17 protein-coding genes are annotated in these 22,052 nt (G+C 67.6%); 5 read left to right on the top strand and 12 right to left on the bottom strand.

The features are described from left to right. Positions 1-13 precede the first annotated feature (13 nt). The gene (locus J2852_RS13655) at positions 14-1,210 is read right to left on the bottom strand and encodes a ChaN family lipoprotein (protein ID WP_343206737.1); all 1,197 of its coding nucleotides are present in this window, start codon (positions 1,208-1,210) and stop codon (positions 14-16) included. A gap of 131 nt (positions 1,211-1,341) precedes the next feature. On the opposite strand from J2852_RS13655, the gene J2852_RS13650 reads away from it, so the two are divergent. Next, positions 1,342-2,079 carry an SDR family NAD(P)-dependent oxidoreductase gene (locus J2852_RS13650; RefSeq protein ID WP_209876491.1) on the top strand — a complete coding sequence of 246 codons (738 nt, stop codon included), beginning with the start codon at positions 1,342-1,344 and terminating at the stop codon, positions 2,077-2,079. A gap of 204 nt (positions 2,080-2,283) precedes the next feature. Here J2852_RS13650 and J2852_RS13645 read toward each other — a convergent pair whose 3' ends face one another. Further along, entirely contained in the window at positions 2,284-3,060 is a 777-nt protein-coding gene (locus J2852_RS13645) for an Hpt domain-containing protein (RefSeq protein ID WP_209876277.1), read from the bottom strand. Between the two features lie 137 nt (positions 3,061-3,197). Beyond that, positions 3,198-3,743 carry a hypothetical protein gene (locus tag J2852_RS13640; protein ID WP_209876276.1) on the bottom strand — a complete coding sequence of 182 codons (546 nt, stop codon included), beginning with the start codon at positions 3,741-3,743 and terminating at the stop codon, positions 3,198-3,200. Positions 3,744-3,927: 184 nt separating this feature from the next. Between J2852_RS13640 and J2852_RS13635 the strand changes: the two genes are divergently transcribed. Then, positions 3,928-4,395, top strand: coding sequence for a hypothetical protein (locus J2852_RS13635; protein ID WP_209876274.1), 468 nt, complete (start codon positions 3,928-3,930; stop codon positions 4,393-4,395). Positions 4,396-4,529: 134 nt separating this feature from the next. Here the strand turns inward: J2852_RS13635 and hemA are convergent, their stop codons facing one another. Then, positions 4,530-5,744, bottom strand: coding sequence for a 5-aminolevulinate synthase (hemA, locus tag J2852_RS13630; protein WP_209876272.1), 1,215 nt, complete (start codon positions 5,742-5,744; stop codon positions 4,530-4,532). Between the two features lie 233 nt (positions 5,745-5,977). After that, complete coding sequence (locus J2852_RS13625) at positions 5,978-7,348, bottom strand: aspartate aminotransferase family protein (protein ID WP_209876270.1); 1,371 nt, start codon at positions 7,346-7,348, stop codon at positions 5,978-5,980. A 211-nt stretch (positions 7,349-7,559) separates the two neighbouring features. Between J2852_RS13625 and J2852_RS13620 the strand changes: the two genes are divergently transcribed. Further along, a complete protein-coding gene (locus J2852_RS13620; protein ID WP_209876264.1) occupies positions 7,560-8,195 on the top strand; it encodes a glutathione S-transferase family protein in 636 nt (211 codons plus the stop codon). 15 nt (positions 8,196-8,210) lie between these two features. Here the strand turns inward: J2852_RS13620 and J2852_RS13615 are convergent, their stop codons facing one another. From J2852_RS13615 to murJ, 3 genes are read right to left on the bottom strand one after another with little or no spacing between them, the layout of a single operon-like run. Further along, the gene (locus J2852_RS13615) at positions 8,211-8,828 is read right to left on the bottom strand and encodes a pyroglutamyl-peptidase I (RefSeq protein ID WP_209876263.1); all 618 of its coding nucleotides are present in this window, start codon (positions 8,826-8,828) and stop codon (positions 8,211-8,213) included. Positions 8,829-8,843: 15 nt separating this feature from the next. Further along, positions 8,844-9,842 (bottom strand): tryptophan--tRNA ligase, encoded by a 999-nt coding sequence (trpS, locus tag J2852_RS13610; protein WP_209876261.1) that lies wholly within the window; start codon positions 9,840-9,842, stop codon positions 8,844-8,846. Between the two features lie 60 nt (positions 9,843-9,902). Continuing rightward, on the bottom strand, positions 9,903-11,477 hold the full coding sequence (gene murJ, locus J2852_RS13605) for a murein biosynthesis integral membrane protein MurJ (RefSeq protein ID WP_209876259.1): 1,575 nt from the start codon (positions 11,475-11,477) through the stop codon (positions 9,903-9,905). A 196-nt stretch (positions 11,478-11,673) separates the two neighbouring features. On the opposite strand from murJ, the gene J2852_RS13600 reads away from it, so the two are divergent. Together J2852_RS13600 and J2852_RS13595 are read left to right on the top strand one after the other, a co-directional pair. Beyond that, a complete protein-coding gene (locus J2852_RS13600; protein ID WP_343206736.1) occupies positions 11,674-14,148 on the top strand; it encodes an ATP-binding protein in 2,475 nt (824 codons plus the stop codon). Between the two features lie 156 nt (positions 14,149-14,304). Continuing rightward, entirely contained in the window at positions 14,305-15,414 is a 1,110-nt protein-coding gene (locus J2852_RS13595; protein ID WP_209876255.1) for an ABC transporter substrate-binding protein, read from the top strand. A 126-nt stretch (positions 15,415-15,540) separates the two neighbouring features. On the opposite strand, the gene odhB is transcribed toward J2852_RS13595, so the two are convergent. The 4 genes from odhB to sucC all read right to left on the bottom strand — a co-directional run bounded on the left by odhB (position 15,541) and on the right by sucC (position 21,936). Continuing rightward, entirely contained in the window at positions 15,541-16,794 is a 1,254-nt protein-coding gene (odhB, locus tag J2852_RS13590) for a 2-oxoglutarate dehydrogenase complex dihydrolipoyllysine-residue succinyltransferase (RefSeq protein ID WP_209876252.1), read from the bottom strand. Positions 16,795-16,830: 36 nt separating this feature from the next. Further along, on the bottom strand, positions 16,831-19,755 hold the full coding sequence (locus J2852_RS13585; protein WP_209876250.1) for a 2-oxoglutarate dehydrogenase E1 component: 2,925 nt from the start codon (positions 19,753-19,755) through the stop codon (positions 16,831-16,833). A 107-nt stretch (positions 19,756-19,862) separates the two neighbouring features. Then, positions 19,863-20,738: a succinate--CoA ligase subunit alpha gene (gene sucD, locus J2852_RS13580; protein WP_209876247.1), complete on the bottom strand. Its 876-nt coding sequence runs from the start codon at positions 20,736-20,738 to the stop codon at positions 19,863-19,865. A 1-nt stretch (position 20,739) separates the two neighbouring features. Next, positions 20,740-21,936, bottom strand: coding sequence for an ADP-forming succinate--CoA ligase subunit beta (gene sucC, locus J2852_RS13575; protein WP_209876245.1), 1,197 nt, complete (start codon positions 21,934-21,936; stop codon positions 20,740-20,742). Positions 21,937-22,052: the final 116 nt, after the last annotated feature.

The following is a 22,052-nucleotide window of genomic DNA, read 5'->3' as shown; positions in this document are numbered from 1 at the left end:
CTGAAAGGCACGCCTAAGGAGCGTCGGCGGGGAACTTGGCGACCAATTCCTGGGTGCCCTTGGCGCGCTTGACGGTCAGGGGCAACCACGTGCCGGGAGCTTGGCGCTGCACTACGGCGGTAAGGTCGGAGGCTTGGCGCACCGGGGTGCCGGCCGCCGCGACGACCAGATCGCCGGCCGTCAGGCCAGCGGCGGCGGCGACGCTCCCCTCCATGACGGAGCGGACCTGCACGCCGCCTTGCCCCGGCTCCAGCATCACGCCCAGACGGGGACGCGGGACTTCGGCGGTCTGGATGCCGGTGCCGAGTCCGTACACCGCATCGGCCAGCTTTCCGTCCAGCGAGTCGCAGGGGCGGTCGGCATCCCAGGGCAACAGGACCAGGGCGTCATCAATGCCCAGCGCAGCCAACTGGTGGGGCACGCCGTCACGGCCTTCGACATGGCCCATGCCGAGGATGGCGACCACGGTACGGCCGGTGTCGCGGTGGGTGTCGGCGATGCGTTCGGCCATCGCGCGGTCCCAGACCGACTGCGCCTCGACGAAGCGCTGGAAACCCTGGGATTCGCGCTGGTTCGGGCCGTGGGCGGCCATGGCCTCCTGAAGCCGCTCCAAGTAGGAGGGCGGCGGCGGGGCCGGTTCACCGACGCCTTCCCGCTCGGCCGGCGGGATGGCGGCCCAGCCCTCCCGGGCGGTGCGGGAAACGAGGCCGCGCTCCACGTTCAGGGCAACCACAGGAATGCGGTTCATGCGCGCGAAGTGGAGGATGGGAAGGTAGAGCTGCGCGTCGTAGCCCCAAACCTTCTGCCACTCGCTTTCCTTCAGGAATTCCGACTCGGTGGTGGTCCCGGCGGTCCAGCGGTCGAGCGCCGGCTGGACGCGGCGCGGGAACATCTCCATGCCGATGGCGAGGTGCGGGTTCAGCGCGTACAGGGCGGCCAGCGTGTGCAGCTGCCAGCGGTGATGCTCCGGGCTGTCGTGCCGCTCGCCCAGCAGGACGGCGGGGGCCTGGGCGGCGCGGCGCAGCAGGTCGCTCGTGTCCACGGGGCGGGCGGAGGCGTTGGCCCAGCCGCCCGGCGCCACGCAGATGCCGGCGGGCAGCGGCTCGCCGGGCGGAGTGCCGGCCGGGGTGCTGGTCGGGGCCGCGTTCAGGGCGTGCGGCGCGGCGGCACAGCCGGCGAGCAGAAGCATGGCCATCAGACGGGGGAGCACGTCGCGGATCCTCCTCATAACCCTTCAGCCCGACATCTTACCCGAAGCCCTGAAGGTTGGGCGCGCATCGGTGAGCGTCAACCTCACGGGGCCGCTGGCGCCGCGCGGGGAAGCGCGCTATCGTGCGCGTTATGCCGCACCGTAAGACCGTCATCCTGACCGGCGCGAGCCGGGGCATCGGCCACGCCACCGTCGAGCGCTTCAGCGCCGAGGGCTGGCGCGTGATCTCCTGCTCGCGCGAGGACGTGCCCGCCCATTGCCGGCGCGATCCCAACTGGACCCACCACATCCCGACCGACCTGTCGGACCCGGAAAGCCGCGCCCACTTTGTCGAGGAGGCGAACCGCGCGCTGGACGGCGAGCCGCTGCACGCGCTGGTGAACAACGCCGGCATCTCGCCCAAGACGCCGATCAAGGAGCGGCTCGGCTGCCTGAACGGCGCCATCGAGGGCTGGCACCGGGTGTTCGAGCTGAACTTCTTTGCGCCGCTGGTGCTGGCGAGGGGCTTCGCGGCGCCGCTGTCGAAGGCCAAGGGGGCGATCGTCAACGTGACCTCCATCGCCGGGCACGCGGTTCACCCCTTCGCCGGGTCGGCCTATTCGACCTCGAAGGCGGCGCTGTCGGGCCTGACCCGCGAGATGGCCGTGGAGTTCGCCGAGATCGGCGTGCGCGTCAACGCCGTGGCGCCGGGCGAGATCGAAACCGCCATGACCGGGCCGGAATACGACGTGCTGATCCCGCGCATCCCGCTGAAGCGCATGGGCACGCCGGAGGATGTGGCGGCGGTGATCTTCTACCTGTGCGGGCCGGATTCGGGCTACGTCACTGGGACCGAGATGTTCATCACCGGCGGCCAGCATCTGTTCTGACGGGGTGGTTGCTCCTTGACGGGCAACAGGGATACACGGATTTCGCGGATTAAAGACACAGATTACACGGATTTTTTGATGCTCGGCCAGTCGTGACCTTTTGAAAAGGCGTGTGCTGAGCGAGCTCAAAAGAAAAATCCGTGTAATCTGTGTCTAAATCTGTGAAATCCGTGGAAAGTTGGTTGCCCGCCGAGAATCCAGCACTCAGCCGAGATTGTACTTCGCCACCACCGCCGCGAAGTCCTCGCTGAAATGCTCGCCGACGCGGATGACCGACACGCCGTGCGGGATTTCCTTCAGCGCTGGGTTGTCCAGGTTCATCGAGGTCAGCAGGGCCATCGGCACGTCGCGGGTCACGCTCATGGCGCGCAGGCCCCGGATGAGGTCGAGGCCCGACAGGCCGTCCATCACCATCGACGCGATCAGCATGTCCGGCGGCACGCGCACGGCAAGGCTGATCGATTCGATGGGGTCGTTGACGGTCATGGTGCGGAAGCCGCAGGCGCCCAGCTCCGTCCCGACCTTCTTGGCGACGACCTTGGACGGGGTGACCAGCATGATCTCGACGTTGCGAACCTCGACGTCGGTGACCTCGAACTGATAGCGCACCGGCAGGGCGCGGATGATCTGGTTGGTCTCGGCCAACTGCGGCTGGTCGGGGCGGTCCACCAGCTCGGCGATGCGGTCCACGAAGATCTGCGCGTCGGAGAGCTGCTTGGCGTTCAGCTCCTTCAGGCCAGCCAGATAGTCTTCCAGGCGGTGCGCGACGAGGCTGACGGTGGGGTAGCCGAAGCTCGTCCCCATGCCCTTGAAGTTGTGCGCTTCCAGCCGCAGCACGCCGATGACGGAGGCTTGGTCGCGGGTGCCCTTGGCCGCGCCGTCCAGGGCGTGGTTCATGACCTCCAGCCGGTCGCGCGCATCGTCCATGAACTCGACGCGCAGGCGGTCTTCAAGATCGTCGGACGACAGCACAGAAGCCATGGGACGTTTCCGGGTTGGTGTGATGGAATTCGTTACAATCCCAACGGTACACCAGAACCCGAACGCGAAACAAACGCTCGCGTATGAGCGGGATAAAACGCCGCGCCGGCTGCCGGTTGAAATGAACGCGTCGGAAACTACAGGCGGGACAGCAGGCCGTTGAACCAGGCCAGCCGTTCCTCAGCCTGCGCGATGTCGTGGTCGAGCCAATCGGCGAAATGGCCCTCAGTGTTCGCGTTGGCGCGCTTCAGGTCGCCCAGCCGGGCCAGTTCGGTCTCACACAGGGAGGCGAGGTGGTCAATCTGGTCCTTCTGCGACTCGGTATCCAGCAGATGCAGGAAACGCAGCTTCAGCGCGATGACCAGTTTGTTCAGCCCGTCGGCGGACGGAGCGCGCACGTTGGCGCGCATCAGCGTGCCGAACTCCGCACGGCCGGCCTCGGTCGCGCCGAGCAGGGCGTTGTCCTCCATGCCCGTGCCATCCAGAGCCTCGATCAGGCCCTCGTAGCGCAGCATTTCCAGCGAGGTGCCCATCAGGTCGAGCGACGGCCCGACGATTCGGTCGAGGAAGTGGCGGAGCGAGCCGGCCAGATCGGCGTAGCGTTGCGGCCCCGCCTGGATCAGCGTGCCCAGGACGGCGAGGCGCACGGCCTCCTTCGGCATCAGCGAGTTGTCACGGTACATGGCAATCTCCTGGGCGAACAAACCCTGAGCGTTGACGGACTGCCCTTAAGGTAAGGCCATGTGGGGGCGAAGTCCAGGAGGCTGGTTGGGATATCCGGAGGGGAGCGGTTTCCGGGGGAACGGCGGTACCAAAGGGCCTGTTGGTCCCGGCATGCGTTCCGTCCGTACAAGAGGGAAACTTACCGTGATCAAGCTTGCAGCAATCGCCGCCGTGCTGGCGTTGGCCTCCGCGCCGGTGGCGCTGGCGCAAAGCCAGGGGCAGCTCGAAGTTCAGCAAGGGCAGATGCCGCGCACCCCGGCCGACGCCACCCACGGCACCGACCGGAGCTACAGCGGGGCGGAGAAGGGCGTGGGCGAGCAGCATGGGCAACCAGCCGGCGACCGGCTAGCGCGGCCGGCCGATCCGTCCAAGCCGACCCAGGGCGACCCGACAAAGCCTTCGACCGAGCGCGGCAGCACCGCCGCGACGAACGCCAAGCCGGGCGAGGTGTTGACGGACGACAGCCGGACGCGGCCGCAGTCGGCCGAACGCCCGCCGTCCGCCGGGCAGCCGACCCTGGATCGTAGCCACAACGTCGATCCGGGCGGGCGCACGCCGATCAAGCGCGCGGATGACGGGCGGAACAACCCGCCGCCCGATCCGAAGAAGTGATCTGCTTTTGGAAAGGTGGTTGGGGTGGGCCCCCACCCCGGCCCTCCCCCATCTTCGACGGGGGAGGGGGAGATGAAAAGCCCTCCCCCGCCGTCAAGTGGGGGAGGGTTGGGTGGGGGCTCTCCGTGTGACTGTTACGCCGCCAGACGCAGGTCCAGGCGGCTCCACACGTCGAGCATGGCGTCGACGAGGCGGGCCATTTCGGCGTCGCCGTGCAGCGGGGTCGGGGTGAAGCGCAGGCGCTCGGTGCCGCGCGGCACGGTCGGGTAGTTGATCGGCTGCACATAGATGTTGTGCCGCTCCAGCAGCTCGTCCGAGGCGCGCTTGCAGCGGTGGGCGTCGCCGACCATCACCGGAACGATGTGGCTGGCGCTGGGCATCACCGGCAGGCCAGCCTCGGCCATCAGGCGCTTCAGCGTGGCGGCGCGCTCCTGGTGGCGGTCGCGCTCGGTCTGGCTCTGCTTCAGGTAGCGGATGCTGGCCAGCGCGCCGGCCGCGAGCACCGGCGACAGCGAGGTCGAGAAGATGAAGCCCGCCGCGAAGCTGCGGATGCAGTCCACCAGCGCGGTCGAGCCGGTGATGTAGCCGCCCTGCACGCCGAAGGCCTTGCCCAGCGTGCCCTCGATGATGGTCAGGCGGTCCATGGCGCCGTCGCGCTCGGCCACGCCGGCGCCGCGCGGGCCGTACATGCCGACCGCGTGCACCTCGTCCAGGTAGGTCATCGCGCCGTACTTGTCGGCGACGTCGCACAGGTCATGGATCGGGGCGATGTCGCCGTCCATGGAATAGACGCTCTCGAACGCCACGACCTTGGGCCGGTCCGGGGCGATCTGCGACAGCAGCTCGTCCAGGTGCTTAGGGTCGTTGTGGCGGAAGATGTGCTTCTCGGCGCCGGAATTGCGGATGCCGGTGATCATGGAGTTGTGGTTCAGCGCGTCGGACAGGATGACGCAGTTGGGCAGCAGCTTGCCCAGCGTGCCCAGCGTCGCGTCGTTCGACACGTAGCCCGAGGTGAACAGCAGCGCCGCTTCCTTGCCGTGCAGGTCGGCCAGCTCACGCTCCAGCAGCACATGGTAGTGGTTGGTGCCGGAGATGTTGCGCGTGCCGCCGGCCCCCGCGCCGACGCCGTCGATGGCGTCGTGCATGGCCTTCAGGACGGCCGGGTTTTGGCCCATGCCGAGATAGTCGTTGGAGCACCAGACCGTGACCGCCCGCTCCTTGCCGGAGGCGTCGCGGTAGGTCGCCTTCGGAAAGTTCCCCGCGTGGCGTTCCAGGTCGGCGAAGACCCGGTAACGGCCATCCTGCTTGAGGGTCGCGATCTGGGTGCGGAAGAAGCTTTCGTAATCCATCGCGCGTGTCCGTTCGCGGTAGTCTGGTGATCGGGGTGCCCGGATTGGCCAGCGTGCTCGGCCATCAGTCCTAGCACAACGGGAAGATGGCATGATTGACAGCGTCTTGCCACCCGCCATGCCATTCCGGCATTGACCGAGGTCAAAAAACGGGACGGGGATGTAAGTGGCCGGGCGGACAACTTCCGCCGCCCGGCCACCGTGAACAGGGCTGTGTTTAACGTCTCAGCACATTACCCTTTCAACACGGGCAGGGCCGCGTCCAGGGACTTGGTCAGACGGTCGAACATCGCGTTGATGTCGGCCTCGTCGATGATCAGCGGCGGGCACAGCGCGAGGCTGTCGCCCATGGCGCGGGTGATCAGGCCGTTCTCCTGCGCCAGCGCGCTGACCATGGCGCCCGCGCGGCCCACCGGGTCGAACGGGGTCTTGGCCGCCTTGTCGGCCACCAGCTCGATGGCGCCGATCAGGCCGACGCCGCGCGCCTCGCCGACCAGCGGGTGATCGGCCAGGGCCTTCAGCCGGCGCTGGAACAGCGGGGTGACGCTGCGGACATGGCCGACGATGTCGCGCTCCTCGTAGATCTTCAGCGTCTCGATGGCGACCGCCGCCGCCACGGGATGGGCGGAGTAGGTGTAGCCGTGGCCGAAGGTGCCGATCTTCCGGCTCTCGTCCACGCAGGCCCGGTAGACCGCGTCCGACACCAGCACGGCGGAGATCGGCAGGTAGCCCGAGGACAGCTGCTTGGCGCAGGTCAGGATGTCCGGCTGGATGCCGAAGGTCTGGCTGCCCCAGAAGTTGCCGGTGCGCCCGAAGCCGCAGATCACCTCGTCGGCGACCAGGAGGATGTCGTACTTTTTCAGGACCGCTTGGATCTTCGCGAAGTAGGTCGCGGGCGGGACGATGACGCCGCCGGCGCCCATCACCGGCTCGGCGAACATGGCGGCGATGGTGTCCGGCCCCTCGGCCAGGATGAACTTTTCTAGGCTCTCGGCGAGGCGGGTTGCGAAGGCCTCCTCGCTCTCGCCGGCCTCGGCGAAGCGGTAGTGGTGCGGGCAGTCGGTGTGCAGGATGCGTGCGATCGGCAGGTCGAAGTCGCGGTGGTTGTTGGGCAGGCCGGTCAGGCTGGCGGTCGCCACCGTGACGCCGTGGTAGCCCTTCACGCGCGAGATGATCTTCTTCTTCTCCGGCCGGCCGAGCGCGTTGTTGTAGTACCACAGCAGCTTGACGACCGTATCGTTCGCCTCGGAGCCCGAGTTGGCGAAGAACACCTTGGACATCGGCACCGGGGCCAGCTTGATGAGGCGCTCGGCGAGGTCGATGCCCGGCTCGTGGCTCTTGTGGCCGAAGACGTGGTAGGTCGGCAGCTTGCGCATCTGCTTGGCCGCGGCCTCGACCAGACGCTCCTCGCCCCAGCCAAGCGACACGCACCACAGGCTGGCCAGGCCCTCAATGTACTCCTTGCCGCTGTCGTCGAAGACGCGCACGCCCTCGCCCCGCTCGATGATCAGCGGACCCTGGGTCTCGTGCAGATCCAGGTTGGTGTAGGGGTGCAGGAAGTACGCCTTGTCGCGGCTTGCCGCCGAGTTGCCGAGTTCGGTCATCGTTGCCTTATTCCCTGTTTCGTTTCCTGGCCAATGTTCGCCGATGTGTGTTGAAAATGTTAAACGGCCGCCCCGATCATACGCACACCGGAGCGTTGCGACAAACCCGCAGAGCGGGCATCCCCGCTATGCGCCCCACGGGTGCCGCTGGACAGCCGGGCAGACGCGGGCTATCCGGAAGATGCGCCATCAGAGGGGGTAAGGGGGAGTGATGATTACGCTCTACGGCATGCCGAGCACCGCCAGCATGGCGCCGCACATCCTGTTGCGTGAGATCGGGCTGCCGTTCGACCTGAAGCTGCTGAGCCGCGAAAAGGCCGAGCACAAGTCCGACGACTATCGGCGCCTGAACCCCAACGGCCGTGTGCCGACGCTGGTGGACGGCGATCTCGTGCTGTTCGAAGCGGCGGCCATCTGCCTGCATCTGGCCGACTCGTACCCGGCGGCCGGCCTCGCCCCGGCGCTGGGCACGGCGGAACGCGCGCATTTCTACAAGTGGCTGGTCTACCTGACCAACACGGTGCAGGCCGACATGCTGGTCTACTTCTACCCCGAGCGCCATGCGGAGGGGGAGGCGGCCCAGGCCACGGTGAGGTCCATGGCCGAGGAGCGGCTTTTCGGGCAGTTCGTGCTGCTGGACCGGGAGCTCGGCGGCAATCTCTGGTTCCTGGGCGAGCGCTACAGCGCGGTGGACCCGTACCTGTTCATGCTGGCGCGCTGGACCCGCTTCATGACGAAGCCAGCGCGGACCTTGCCGAACCTGGGGCCGTATCTTGCCCGCGTGCTGGCCCGTCCGGCGGTGCAGGCGGTTTTCGCGGCCGAGGGGCTGAGCGACCCGTATTACTGACGGGGGCAGGGAGGCTCAGGCCGGTTCGGCCAAGGCCCGGTGCAGGGCGCCGACGAGCGTGCGAACGGCCAGTTCCTGGCGGTCGAGCGACAGGCCGACGCGGCGGGGCTGGCCGGCGACCTGCTCCGGCAGGGGAGGCATGTGGACGAAGCCCATGGGCAGGTCGAGGCCGCGCGTCTCGATCAGGTGCCGCGCCCGGAAGAACAGGTGGTTGCAAACGAAGCCGCCCGCGAAGTCGCTGAAGGTCACCGGCAGGCCGGCGAAGGCCAGTTCCTGCATCAGCTTCGGGATCGGCAGGCCGGAGCCGTAGCAGGTCGGCCCGTCCGGCACGATGGGAGTATCTTCGCGCACCACGCCAGCGTTGTCGGGCTGCTCGCTCTCGTCGCGGTTCCAGGCGATGCGCTCAATCTGGATGAAGTCGGTGCGCACCGACAGGCCGAAGCAGACGGTGGCGAGCGGCTGGTGCCGGTCCACCAGAGCTTCGAAGACCTCGCCGCAGACGTCGTATTCGACCGGCAGAACCGCCGTGACGACCCCCGGCGACCCGGCCAGCCGTTCCATCAGCGCCGCCGTCGGGTTGATGGCGTGCTCGCCGAAGGGCTGAAAGCCGGTGAGCAGGATCGGGGGTGTCACGGGAGGACTCCTGTCTTACGGACGGAGGAGGCCGATGATGTCCTTCACGTCCGACAGGTTCTTCTCGGCGATGGCCGCCGCGCGCTCCCCGCCCTTGCGCAGCAGGCGGTCGATCTCGGCCTTGTCGGCGAGAAGCTCCTTCATGCGCGTGGTGATCGGGGCGAGCTTGGCGACCGACATGTCCACCAGCGCGGCCTTGAAGCCGGAGAACTGGGCACCCGCGAACTGCTGCACCGTCTGCTCGCGCGTCTGGCCGGCCAGCGCGGAGTAGATGGTGACGAGGTTGTCGGCCTCGGGACGCTTTTCCAGGTCGGCGACGGTGTCCGGCAGCGGCTCCGGATCGGTCTTGGCCTTGCGGATCTTGGTCGCGATGGTGTCCGCGTCGTCGGTCATGTTGATGCGCGAATATTCGGACTCGTCCGACTTGCTCATCTTCTTGGTGCCGTCGCGGAGCGACATGACGCGCGTCGCCTCGCCCAGGATCTGCGGCTCGGGCAGCGGGAAGAACTCGGAGTCGTAGCGGCGGTTGAAGGCGCCGGCGATGTCGCGGGCCAGCTCAAGATGCTGCTTCTGGTCCTCGCCCACCGGAACGTGGGTGGCCTTGTACAGCAGGATGTCAGCGGCCATCAGCACCGGGTAGGAGTACAGGCCGAGGTTGGCCATGTCCTTCTGCTTGCCGGCCTTTTCCTTGAACTGCGTCATGCGGTTCAGCCAGCCCAGCGGCGTGTGGCAGGACAGGATCCAGCCCAGCTCCGAATGCGCCGGGACGAAGGACTGGTTGAAGAGGATGTTCTTCTCCGGGTCGATGCCGGCGGCGATGTAAGCGGCCGTGACCTCGCGGATGTTGTTGCGCAGGACCTCGGGGTCCTGGTCGATGGTCAGCGCGTGCAGATCGACGACGCAGAAGATGCATTCGTACGCGTTCTGCAGATCGACCCAGTTCCGCAGCGCCCCCAGATAGTTGCCGAGGTGAAGCTGCCGGGTCGGCTGCATGCCGGAGAAGATGCGGTTCACGGGTTTCTCTCGCTCGAAACTTCTGGACGGGCGGTGTTATCGCCCCTGGATCGGGGCGGGTCAAGACGCGCGCGGCGCCGATTCCGGGGTGTCCTTCTTCAGGAACGTCTTGATGTCGGCCAGTTCGGTCGCGCCCAGCAGTTGCGCCAGACCGGCGAAGGCCGCCATGCCGCCGCTGACCAGAAGGCCGAGTGCGGCAAAGCGCGTCAGCGTGGCGGGGGCTTCCAGCCAAGGCGCAAGGGCCGCCGCCCCGAAATAGAGGCCCGCCCCCATGCCCAGCGCCGCCAAGGCGATGCGCGGGGCGCGGCGCTGGAAACGCTCGTCGAGGTGCAGGAAGCCGCGCCGCCGCAGGGCCAGCACCAGCAGGGCGAGGTTCAGCCACGCCGTCAGGCCGGTCGCCAGGGCAATGCCCACGTGCTCAAGGACGGGCATCAATGCGAGGCCGATGGCGAGGTTGGCGACGGTCACGACGATGGCAACACGTACCGGAGTCGTCGTGTCCTGGCGGGCGAAGAAGGCGGCGTTCAGCGCCTTGACGATCACATGGGCGGGAATGCCGATGGCGTAGGCGGCCAGCGCCATGGCGGTCGCCTGCGCCTCGGCCGGGCCAAAGGCACCGCGTTCGAACAGGACGGAGACGATAGGCGCCCCGGCGACACCCAGCGCAACGGCGGCCGGCAGGCCGAGCAGAAGGCTGAACTCCAGCGCGCGGCTGAGATAATGGCGGACCATGCGCTCGTCCCCCCCGGCCGCGTGGCGGGCCAGCACGGGCAGGAGCGCCGTGCCGATGGCGATGCCGATGACGCCCAGCGGCAACTGGTTCAGCCGGTCGGCGTAATAGAGGAAGGACACCGCCCCGGACGGCAGCAGCGAGGCCAGGACGATGTTCAGGAACAGGTTGATCTGCATGACCCCGGCGCCGAGCGCCCCCGGCCCGACCAGCCGGAACAGGCGCCGCATCCCCTCGGTCATACGCGGCGGGGTCAGGCGCAGGGTCACGCCGGCCGCGCGGCAGGCCCAGACCATCCAAACCAGTTGCACGACGCCGGACAGCGTCACCGCGGCCGCCATGGCGTTGCCGGGCTCGAACCCTAGGCGGGGGGCGGCCAGCAGAGCGGCGATCAGCGTCAGGTTGAAGGCCACCGGCGCCGCCGCGAAGGGGCCGAAACGGTCCAGCGCGTTCAGGATACCCCCGAACAGCGCCACCAGAGACACCAGCATCAGATAGGGAAAGGTCAGCCGCGCCATGTCTACGGCGAGGTCGAACTTCGCCGGTTCGTCCGCGAAGCCGGGGGCGAGGCCGTGCATCAGCCAGGGCATGGCCGTCATCGCCAGCACGGTGAAGGGCACCAGCACCGCCAGCAGCACCGCCATGGCCTGTTCGGCGAAGGCGATCGCGGCGGCCCGCCCGTTTCGCTGAAGCTCCGCCGCGAACAGGGGCACGAAGGCGACGCCGAAGGCGCCCTCGGCAAAAAGACGGCGGAAGAAGTTGGGCAGCTTCAGCGCCACGAAGAAGGCGTCCGCCACCGGCCCGGCGCCGAGCACGGCGGCGGTCAGGATGTCGCGGGCGAAGCCGGCAAGGCGGCTCAGCAGGGTCAGGCTGCCGACGGTGGCGATGGCGCGGGCGAAACTCATCGAACGGCGTATACGCGCCTGAAACGTCGCTGGGAAGAGTGTCGAAAGCGCATGCAAAAACTGTTTAGAACCAATCCAATCGGGCGAGTGGCGTCACAGGGCATATCCATTGCGTGGATTTGCCCATTATTGCATGCTGCCCACGCGGCAGAGGTCGAGGACGGATGTGGGAAAGGGCTCGGGCTTTTCGCGAGGCGTGGACGCTTGGCTGATCCTTCCCGCCGTGGCGGTGGCGATGGGCATCGCGGCGCTGTGGTGGAACCTGTTCGACCGCGTGCAGCGGGAGGAGCGTTTCCTGGAAACGAACACGCTCCAGAGCACCGCCGTCATGGCCCAACTGGTGGAAGAGCACGCGATCGCCACCTTCCGCCGGCTGGATGATCTGCTGTTCGACATTGAAGCCCATGTGGAACGGGACATTCCCCTGCTGGTCCCGGCCCGGCGGTCGTTCGAAGAGGGGCTGACCGCCGCCATCCGCGTCTATGACGCGAACGGCGTGATGACGATGGCGCTGGGGCGGTCCACCGCCCGCGATCCGGCCGTCGAGCGCGACGAGTTCGGGCTGCACAAGGCGAAAAACCACAAGGACGGGGTGCGCGACAGCTTCGTCATCGGCCTGCCCTTCATCACGCCCGGCACGCGCGACGTCTTTATTCCCGTGTCGCGGCGCCTGAACGGGGCGGAGGGTGCGTTCCTCGGTGTCGCCGTCGCCGACGTCCCGGTCGACACCTTCGCGCGCTTCTATGGCGGCCTGAACCTGCCGCCCGGCAGTTCGGTGACCCTGACCCGGACCGATGGCCCGGTTCTGGCGCGGCACGCGTTGCAAGAGCGGATGATCGGGCACACTTACGCGGCCTCCCCGAATTGGCCGACGGTGTCCAGGTCACCCATTGGCCAATATCGCGGGACCAGCGCGATCGACGGGGTCGAGCGCCTTTTCTCCTACCGGACCGCCGGCAGCTATCCTGTGATCACCGTGGTGGGCGCCTCGACCGAAGCGATCTTCGGTCCCTGGCGGCGGCACTCCCGCGTCTACGTCGCCTGGACCGCCGGCACGACCGTGGTGGTCCTGCTGTTCACCACCGCTTTCATCATCGAGTTGCGGCGGCGGCGCATCCGCGACCGCGCCTTGCGCATCCGCGACCGCGCCATGGGGTGGAGCGGCGACGGCATCCTGATCGCCGACGCCGTTCGGCCGGGCATGCCGGTCGTCTACGCCAACCCGTCCTTCGAACGGCTGATGGGCCTGGCACCGGACGAGGCGATGGGGCGGGACGTGCTGCGCATCCTGGAAGGCCCGATGCCCGACCCGGCGATCTTCCATCCCTTGCGCGACGCCATCGGTGCGGCCCGCGACGTCCGTGTGGAATTCCTGCGCCCATGCCGCGACCGGGGGCCCCAGGCCATGCTGGGCAAGGCCGGCGGCGTATGGCTGGAACTGCGCGCCTCGCCCGTGCGGGATGAGGTCGGGCGTCTGGTCAGCGTGATCGCCATTGTCCGCGACATCTCCGCCCACAAGAACGCCGAGGCGGCGCTGGCCGAGGCGCGGGGCGAGGCGGAGCGCGCCAACATCGCCAAGTCCAAGTTCCTGGCTGCCGCCAGCCACGACCTGCGCCAGCCGGTGCAGTCGCTGATGCTGCTGATGGAGGTGCTGTCGGGCCGCACGAAGGACGACGCCACGCGCAACGTGCTGGGCACCATGGACCGGGCGCTCAGCGCCTTGAAGATGTTGCTGGACGGACTGCTGGACGTTTCCCGCCTTGACGCCGGAGCGGTGCAGCCGGCGGTGTCCGTCTTCCCGGTCTCCGATCTGCTGGAGCGCACCGCCGCCGCGAGCCGGCCCGTGGCGGTGCGCAAGGGCCTGATCCTGCACATCGTGCCGTGCCGGGCGCACGTTACCAGCGATCCGATGCTGCTGGGCCGCATCCTGCAGAACCTCGTCGAGAACGCGCTGCGCTACACCGAGAAGGGGCGGATTCTGGTGGGTTGCCGGCGGCGCGGTGCCCATCTGCGGATCGAGGTGTGGGACACGGGCATCGGTATCCCAACCGACCGTCAGGAGGACATCTTCCAGGAATTCGTGCAGGTCGGCAACGCCAGCCGCGACCGCGACCAGGGCATGGGCCTGGGGTTGGCGGTGGTGCGCCGGCTGGCGGAAATGCTGGGGCATCCCCTGTCCCTGCGCTCCGAACCCGGCCGGGGATCCATCTTTACGGTGGAGGTCCCGCTGGCCGAAGCGCCCGCCCAGGCCGAACCGACCGTTCAGCACGACGACGCGCGCCGGGCCACCGTTCTGGTGATCGAGGACGACGTGATCGTGCGCGAAGGGCTGCGGGTGATGCTGGCCGAACGGGGGCACCGGGTACTGGCCGCCGGGTCCTGCGGGGAGGCGCTGGCCTTGCTGGGAGACGGCACGGTTCCGGATGTCATGGTTGCCGACTATCGCCTGCGCGACGGAGAGACCGGTACGGAGACCATCCGCGAGGTCCGCCGCCGGCTGGGGCGTGCGCTGCCCGGCATCCTGGTGACCGGCGACACCGCGCCGGAACGGCTGGCCGAGGGGGAGGCCGGCAACTTCCGCGTCCTGCACAAGCCGGTCGTCGCCCAGGATCTGCACCGCGCGATCGCCGACGCGCTGGATACGATGGAGCGGCAGCCCGCCCTCAACTGACGCCCTGCCATGCGCCGCACGGCCGGCAGCCCCGAGACGTTTCGCCTTGCATGGGACAGAAACGTTTGATGGTGTGCGCGCCTCCGACGGTTCGGTGGCTTGACCGCCGTCCGATAAGAACGATTGTTGCTCAACAAAAAACGAGGAGACAACCACATGATGCGCGCGAAATTGGCGATGACCGTCGCCGCCGTGAGCCTCGGCGCCGGCCTGTGGACCGGAACCGCCCACGCCGACATCACCATCGCGCTTGCCGGCCCGATGACCGGCGCCGCCGCCGCCTATGGCGAGCAGACCCGCGCGGGCGTCGAGGCCGCCGTGGCCGACATCAACGCCAAGGGCGGGCTGCTGGGTCAGAAGCTGGTGCTGACCGTGGCCGACGACGCTTGCGACGCCAAGCAGGCGGTGGCCGCCGCCAACAAGCTGGTCGGCCAGAACGTCGCCGCCGTGATCGGCCATGTCTGCTCCGGCGCGTCCATCGCCGCGTCGAACGTCTATGGCGAGGAAGGGATCGTCATGATCTCCCCCACCGCCACCAGCCCGCAGCTGACTGAGCGCGGCCTGAAGAACGTCTTCCGCGTCTGCGGCCGCGACGACCAGCAGGGCGAGGTCGCCGCGAAGCTGATCGCAGACCGCTTCAAGGGCAAGAAGGTCGCGATCATCCACGACAAGCAGGCCTACGGCCAGGGCCTCGCCGAGGATGTGAAGCGCCGCCTGAACGCCGCCGGCATCACCGAGACGGTCTTCACCAGCATCAACGCCGGTGAGAAGGATTATTCGTCGTTGGTCACGCGCCTGAAGTCCGAGGGCGTCGACGTGCTCTACTACGGCGGTTACGACCAGGAGCTGGGACTGATTGTCCGGCAGGCGGCCGACCAGCAGTTCCGCCCGCAGGTCATCGGCGCGGACGGCATCCAGCCGCAATCCTACTGGAACATCGCTGGCGACACGGCGGAAGGCACGATGTTCACTTTCTCCCCCGACCCGCAGCGCAACCCCAGCGCCAAGCCGGTGGTGGAGGCCATGCAGGCCAAGAACATCCGCACCGACGGCTTCACCCTGTTCGCCTACGCCGCCGTGCAGACCTACGCCCAGGCGGTCCAGAAGGCCAACAGCACCAAGTCGGCGGACGTGGAGAAGGCGTTGCGCGCGAACCCGTTCGACACCGTCGTCGGCAAGCTGGAGTTCGACGGCAAGGGCGATCTGAAGCAGCCCGGCTACGTCGTCTGGGCCTGGAAGGGCGGCGACAAGGTCCAGATGGACTGATAGGTCCATCCGGCGTGTGTGGAAAAGAAAAAGGCGCCGCAAGGCGCCTTTTTTGATTCCAAGGGCCGAGAGCCCCTGGCGGGTGGGTGTGGGAGGGTGGAGCCCTCCCACGATCCCTTTTTAAAATCAGACGTCCAGCAGGAGCCGGCGCGGATCCTCGATGCACTCCTTGATGCGGACGAGGAAGGTGACCGCTTCCTTGCCGTCGATGATGCGGTGGTCGTAGGAGAGCGCCAGGTACATCATCGGGCGCACCTCGACCTTGCCGTTGACCACGACCGCGCGGTCCATGGTCTTGTGCATGCCGAGAATGGCCGACTGCGGCGGGTTGATGATCGGCGTGGACATCAGCGAGCCGTAGACGCCGCCATTGGAGATGGTGAAGGTGCCGCCGGTCAGCTCCTCCATGGAGAGCTTGCCGTCACGACCCTTCTTGCCCAGCTCGGCGATCTTGCCCTCGATCCCGGCGAAGCTCAGCTTGTCGGCATCGCGGACGACGGGAACCACCAGACCCTGCGGCGTGCCGACGGCGACGCCGATGTCGTAGTAGTTCTTGTAGACGATGTCGGTGCCGTCGATCTCGGCGTTGACGGCCGGGATCTCCTTCAGCGCCTGGATGGCGGCGCGCACGAAGAAGGACATGAAGCCGAGGCGCACCTTGTGGCGCTTCTCGAAGTAGTCCTTGTACTCGGCGCGGAGCGCCATCGCCGCGCTCATGTCCACCTCGTTGAAGGTGGTCAGCATGGCGGCGCTGTTCTGCGCTTCCTTCAGACGCTCGGCGATGCGCTGGCGCAGGCGGGTCATGCGGACACGCTCTTCCTGCGCGGCGCGCGGACGGTCACCGGCGGTGCCGGCGGCCCACTGGTACTTCTGCGGGGCGGCGGCTGGAGCCGCAGCCGGGGCCGCGGCGGGCTTCGCAACATGGTCGATCACGTCACCCTTGGTGACGCGGCCACCCTTGCCCGATCCTGCGATCTGCGAGGCGTCGAGGCCCTTTTCCTCGATCATCTTGCGGGCGGCTGGACCGGCGTCGGCCACGGCGGCACCAGCACCGGCGGCAACCGGGGCAGGAGCGGCGGCGGCGGGAGCCGGGGCAGCGGCAGCCGGAGCGGCGGCCTTGGCCGGGGATGCTGCAACGGCACCGCCCTCGCCGATCACGCCGAGCAGGGCGCCGACGCCGACGTTGGAACCGTCCGGAGCGACGATCTCGGACAGCGTGCCGGCGGCCGGCGCGTTGACCTCAAGCGTGACCTTGTCGGTCTCCAGCTCGACCAGCGGCTCGTCGGCGGCGACCGGCTGGCCGACCTGCTTCAGCCAGCGGGCGACGGTCGCTTCGGAGACGGACTCGCCCAGCGTGGGGACCTTGATTTCCGTAGCCATGGATTCCTCGTTTCCTTTTTCTTCTACGCTTGGGCGTTAGCGGACGGTCAGTGCATCGTCCAGGAGCTTGGCCTGCTCCTGGTTGTGGCGCTTCAGCAGGCCGGTGGCCGGCGACGCGGCGGCCGGGCGGCCGGCGTAGCTGGGGCGGCGCGCCTTGTGGTCGATCGCGGTCAGGCAGCCTTCCAGGCGACGGTCGATGAAGTACCAGTAGCCCTGGTTCTCCGGCTCCTCCTGGCACCACACGACGTCGGCGTTCGGGTACTTGGCGAACTCCTCAGTCAGAGCGGAGCGCGGGAACGGATAGAGCTGCTCGACGCGGATGATCGCCACATCCTTGGCGCCCCGGCTGGTGCGCTCCTGCAGCAGGTCGTAATAGACCTTGCCGGTGCAGACCACGACGCGCTTGATCTGGTCGTTCGGCAGCAGGTCGGTCGCCGTCTCCGGCAGGACGCGGCGGAAATGCGTGCCCTCGGCCATCTCCGCCAGGTTGGAGACGCACAGCTTGTGGCGCAGCAGCGACTTCGGCGTGAACAGGACCAGCGGCTTACGGAACGGCCGGCGGATCTGACGGCGGAAGGCGTGGAACAGGTTCGCCGGGGTCGTCAGGTTGCAGATCTGCCAGTTGTCCTCGGCGGACATCTGGAGGAAGCGCTCCGGACGGGCCGAGGAGTGCTCCGGACCCTGGCCTTCGTAGCCGTGCGGCAGCAGCATCACCAGGCCGGACATGCGCAGCCACTTCGACTCACCCGACGAGATGAACTGGTCGATGATGGTCTGGGCGGTGTTGGCGAAGTCGCCGAACTGCGCTTCCCACAGGGTCAGAGTGTGCGGCTCGGCCAGCGAGTAGCCGTATTCGAAGCCCACCACGGCGGCCTCGGACAGCGGGCTGTCGTGCACCTCGAACGGACCCTGGTCGGGGCGCAGGTGGTTCAGCGGGATGTACTTTTCCTCGGTGTTCTGATCGTACATCACCGCGTGGCGGTGCGAGAAGGTGCCGCGGCCGGAGTCCTGGCCGGACAGGCGGACGCCGTTGCCCTCGACCAGCAGCGTGCCGTAGGCGAGCGCTTCCGCCGTGGCCCAGTCGATGCCCTCGCCGGACTCCAGGGACTTCTTCTTCGCCTCAAGCTGGCGGGCGATCTTGGAGTTGATCGCGAAGTCCTTCGGGTACTCGCAGAGCTTCAGGCCGACGTCCTTGAGGATGTCCAGCTTGACGCCGGTGTTGCCCTTGCGCTCGTCGTCGGTCTTGGCGGCCTCCAGGCCCGACCACTTGCCTTCCAGCCAGTCGGCCTTGTTCGGCTTGTAGGTCGCCGACGCCTCGAACTCGCCCTCCAGCTTCTTCATGAAGTCCTGGACGATCTGGTCGGACTCGGCCTGGGTGACGACGTTTTCCTCGACCAGCTGCTTGGCGTACAGCTCGCGCGTGGTCGCGTGGCCACGGATCTTCTTGTACATCAGCGGCTGGGTGAAGCCCGGCTCGTCGCCCTCGTTGTGGCCGTGGCGGCGGTAGCAGACCATGTCCACGACGACGTCCCGCTTGAACTTCTGGCGGAACTCGATGGCGATGCGGCTGACGTGCACGACCGATTCCGGATCGTCGCCGTTCACGTGGAAGATCGGCGCCTGCACCATCTTCGCCATGTCGGAGCAGTAGATGCCCGAGCGCGAGTAGTGCGGGTTCGTGGTGAAGCCGATCTGGTTGTTGATGATGAAGTGCATGGTGCCGCCGGTGCGGTAGCCGCGCAGCTCCGACAGGCCCAGCGTCTCGGCCACGATGCCCTGGCCGGCGAAGGCCGCGTCACCGTGGATCAGCACGCCCATGACCTGCTCGCGCTCCTGGTCGTGGCGCTGCGCCTGCTTGGCGCGCACCTTGCCCAGCACGACCGGGTTCACCCACTCCAGGTGCGAGGGGTTGGCGGTCAGCGACAGGTGGACGATGTTGCCGTTGAAGTCGCGGTCCGACGAGGTGCCCAGGTGGTACTTCACGTCGCCCGAGCCCTGCACGTCCTCCGGCGAGGACGGGTTGCCCTGGAACTCCGAGAAGACGGCGGCGAAGGGCTTGCCCATGAAGTTGGTCAGCACGTTCAGACGGCCGCGGTGGGCCATGCCGACGACGACTTCCCGAAGGCCGAGTTGGCCGCCGCGCTTCAGGATCTGCTCCAGCGCGGGGATCATCGACTCGCCGCCCTCAAGGCCGAAGCGCTTGGTGCCGGTGTACTTCAGTTGCAGGAACTTCTCGAAGCCCTCGGCGGCGACGAGGCGCTCGTAGATGGCGCGCTTGCCGTTCACCGTGAAGTCGGTGTGGTTGCGGCCGCCCTCGATGCGCTCCTGAATCCAGGCCTTCTCTTCCGGGTCCTGGATGTGCATGAACTCGACGCCGATGTTCCCGCAGTAGGTCTTCTGCAGGATGTCGAGGATCTGGCGAAGCGTCGCCGTCTCCAGGCCCAGCGAGTAGTTCAGGAAGATCGGGCGGTCCATGTCGCCCGGACCGAAGCCGTAGGTCGCCGGATCGAGTTCCGGGTGCGGCTCGCGCTTCTCAAGACCCAGCGGGTCGAAATGCGCGTTCATGTGGCCGCGCACGCGGTAGACGCGGATGAGCATCAGCGCGCGGATGCTGTCCAGCGTGGCCGCGCGGAGCTGCTGGTGGCTGATGCCGCCGTACACCTGCTGGGCGTGGGCGACGAGGCCGGCGCTGCCGTTGCCGCCGGCGGCCGGAGCACCGCCTTCGAGCGACGCCGCGACGGGATCGAGCGCGCCGTTGCCCAGGAGGCCGTCCTCCAGGCTCCAGGACGGCCCGTTCAGCTCGTTCAGCACGGCGCGCGAGTCGTCGTCCAGCTCCTTGAAGAAGCCGTTCCAGCTCGAATCCACCGAGGAGGGGTCCTTCAGGAAGCGCGCATACAGCTCGGCCACATATTCGGCGTTCGAGCCGAACAGGAACGAGGTCTTCTCCAGATTAGCCGACATGTCCATTGCCTCGGGCGCGTTTTCGCCCGGTTCCCTCTGAGAATTTTTATCGTTCTGCCGGAGCGGGATGGGGCACGGGGGGCCGTGAGGCCCCCCGCGCTTACCCATCAGCCCTTGAAGATCTTGAGCATGGTGGAGCCCAGGCTGGCCGGGCTGTCCGCCACGGCGATGCCGGCACTCTTCATGAACTCGATCTTGTAGTCGGCAGTGTCGTTGCCGCCCGAGATGACCGCGCCGGCATGGCCCATGCGGCGGCCCGGGGGAGCGGTACGGCCGGCGATGAAGCCGACGACCGGCTTCTTGGTGCCGGAGTCCTTGATGAACTCCGCACCCTTGACCTCGGCGTCGCCGCCGATCTCGCCGATCATGATGATGCCCTCGGTCTCCGGGTCCTTCAGGAACAGCTCGAGGCTGTCCACGAAGTTGGTGCCGTTGACCGGGTCGCCGCCGATGCCGATGCAGGTGGTCTGGCCGAGGCCGGCCGCCGTGGTCTGCGCGACGGCCTCATAGGTCAGCGTGCCCGAACGGGACACGATGCCGATCTTGCCGCGCTTGTGGATGTGGCCCGGCATGATGCCGATCTTGCACTCGTCCGGGGTGATGATGCCCGGGCAGTTCGGACCGATCAGGCGAGTCTTGGAGTTGGCCAGCGCGCGCTTGACGCGGACCATGTCCAGGACCGGGATGCCTTCGGTGATGCAGACGACCAGCGGGATCTCGGCGTCGATCGCTTCCAGGATCGCGTCGGCCGCGAACGGGGGCGGGACGTAGATCACGGAGGCGTTGGCGCCGGTCTTCTCGACGGCGTCGGCGACGGTGTCGAACACCGGCAGGTCGAGGTGCTTGGTGCCGCCCTTGCCCGGGGTGACGCCGCCGACCATCTTGGTGCCATAGGCAATGGCCTGCTCGGAGTGGAAGGTGCCCTGGGCTCCGGTGAAGCCCTGGCAGATCACCTTCGTGTTCTTATCGACGAGAACAGCCATCTTACGCGGCCTCCTTCACGGCCTTGACCACCTTCTCGGCGGCGTCGGCGAGGTTGTCGGCCGACAGGATCGGCAGACCGGACTCGCTGAGGATCTTCTTGCCCAGCTCGACGTTCGTGCCTTCCAGGCGGACGACCAGCGGAACGTGCAGATGGACTTCACGGGCGGCGGCGACAACGCCTTCGGCGATGACGTCGCAGCGCATGATGCCGCCGAAGATGTTGACCAGGATGCCTTCGACGTTCGGGTCGGACAGGATCAGCTTGAAGGCCGCGGTGACGCGCTCCTTCGTGGCGCCGCCGCCGACGTCGAGGAAGTTGGCCGGCTCGCCGCCGTACAGCTTGATGATGTCCATGGTGGCCATCGCGAGACCCGCGCCGTTCACCATGCAGCCGATGTTGCCGTCGAGCTTGACGTAATTGAGGCTGTGCTTGGCCGCCTCGATCTCCGCCGGATCCTCTTCGGCCTCGTCGCGCAGCTCTTCCACGTCCTTGTGGCGGAACAGCGCGTTGTCGTCGAAGCTCATCTTGGCGTCGAGCGCCAGGATGTCACCCGCGCCGGTGACGATCAGCGGGTTGATCTCGACGATGGCGCAGTCCAGGTCCACGAAGGCCTGGTAGGCGGCCACGATGAACTTGGCGGCGGCGCTGACCTGCTTGCCTTCCAGGCCCAGGCCGAAGGCGACCTTGCGGGTGTGGTAGCCCTGCACGCCGGTGACCGGGTCGATGGAGACCTTGATGATCTTCTCGGGGTGCTTGGCGGCGACCTCCTCGATCTCCATGCCGCCTTCGGTCGAGGCGATGATGGTGACGCGGCCGGTGGCGCGGTCGGTCAGCAGGCCGAGGTACAGCTCGCGCTTGATGTCGGCGCCTTCCTCGACGTAGATGCGCTTGACTTCCTTGCCCTCGGGACCGGTCTGCTTGGTCACCAGGACATGGCCCAGCATCTCGCCGGCGTTCTTGCCGACCTCTTCGATGGACTTGACGACGCGGACGCCGCCCTTGCCCTCGGGGTTGTCCTTGAAGCGGCCAGCGCCACGGCCACCGGCGTGGATCTGGGACTTCACGACCCACACCGGACCGCCGAGTTCACGGGCGACGGTCTCGGCTTCCTGGGGGGTGTAGGCGACGCCGCCGCGGGGAACCGCGACGCCGTACTTCTTCAGCAGGCCTTTGGCCTGGTACTCATGGATATTCATCGGGCGTCCATCTGTTTTTTTGGTCGGCTGACGATGGGCGGATTAAGGGCAGGCGTTTCCTGCGTGGCCGTGCGCCGCGGCGAAAGTCTTTGGGAAGTCTTACGCCGACAGGCGCA

It is taken from the genome of Azospirillum soli, from assembly GCF_017876165.1.
GTDB lineage: Bacteria > Pseudomonadota > Alphaproteobacteria > Azospirillales > Azospirillaceae > Azospirillum > Azospirillum soli.
This window is presented reverse-complemented; position numbering and strand designations above follow the sequence as displayed.

Excerpts from the sequence above, each read along its gene's own strand:
- J2852_RS13650 (WP_209876491.1), top strand. The coding sequence starts at position 1,342 with ATGCCGCACCGTAAGACCGTCATCCTGACCGGCGCGAGCCGGGGCATC.
- J2852_RS13645 (WP_209876277.1), bottom strand. The coding sequence starts at position 3,060 with ATGGCTTCTGTGCTGTCGTCCGACGATCTTGAAGACCGCCTGCGCGTC.
- J2852_RS13640 (WP_209876276.1), bottom strand. The coding sequence starts at position 3,743 with ATGTACCGTGACAACTCGCTGATGCCGAAGGAGGCCGTGCGCCTCGCC.
- hemA (WP_209876272.1), bottom strand. The coding sequence starts at position 5,744 with ATGGATTACGAAAGCTTCTTCCGCACCCAGATCGCGACCCTCAAGCAG.
- J2852_RS13625 (WP_209876270.1), bottom strand. The coding sequence starts at position 7,348 with ATGACCGAACTCGGCAACTCGGCGGCAAGCCGCGACAAGGCGTACTTC.
- J2852_RS13620 (WP_209876264.1), top strand. The coding sequence starts at position 7,560 with ATGATTACGCTCTACGGCATGCCGAGCACCGCCAGCATGGCGCCGCAC.
- murJ (WP_209876259.1), bottom strand. The coding sequence starts at position 11,477 with ATGAGTTTCGCCCGCGCCATCGCCACCGTCGGCAGCCTGACCCTGCTG.
- J2852_RS13595 (WP_209876255.1), top strand. The coding sequence starts at position 14,305 with ATGATGCGCGCGAAATTGGCGATGACCGTCGCCGCCGTGAGCCTCGGC.
- odhB (WP_209876252.1), bottom strand. The coding sequence starts at position 16,794 with ATGGCTACGGAAATCAAGGTCCCCACGCTGGGCGAGTCCGTCTCCGAA.
- J2852_RS13585 (WP_209876250.1), bottom strand. The coding sequence starts at position 19,755 with ATGTCGGCTAATCTGGAGAAGACCTCGTTCCTGTTCGGCTCGAACGCC.
- sucD (WP_209876247.1), bottom strand. The coding sequence starts at position 20,738 with ATGGCTGTTCTCGTCGATAAGAACACGAAGGTGATCTGCCAGGGCTTC.
- sucC (WP_209876245.1), bottom strand. The coding sequence starts at position 21,936 with ATGAATATCCATGAGTACCAGGCCAAAGGCCTGCTGAAGAAGTACGGC.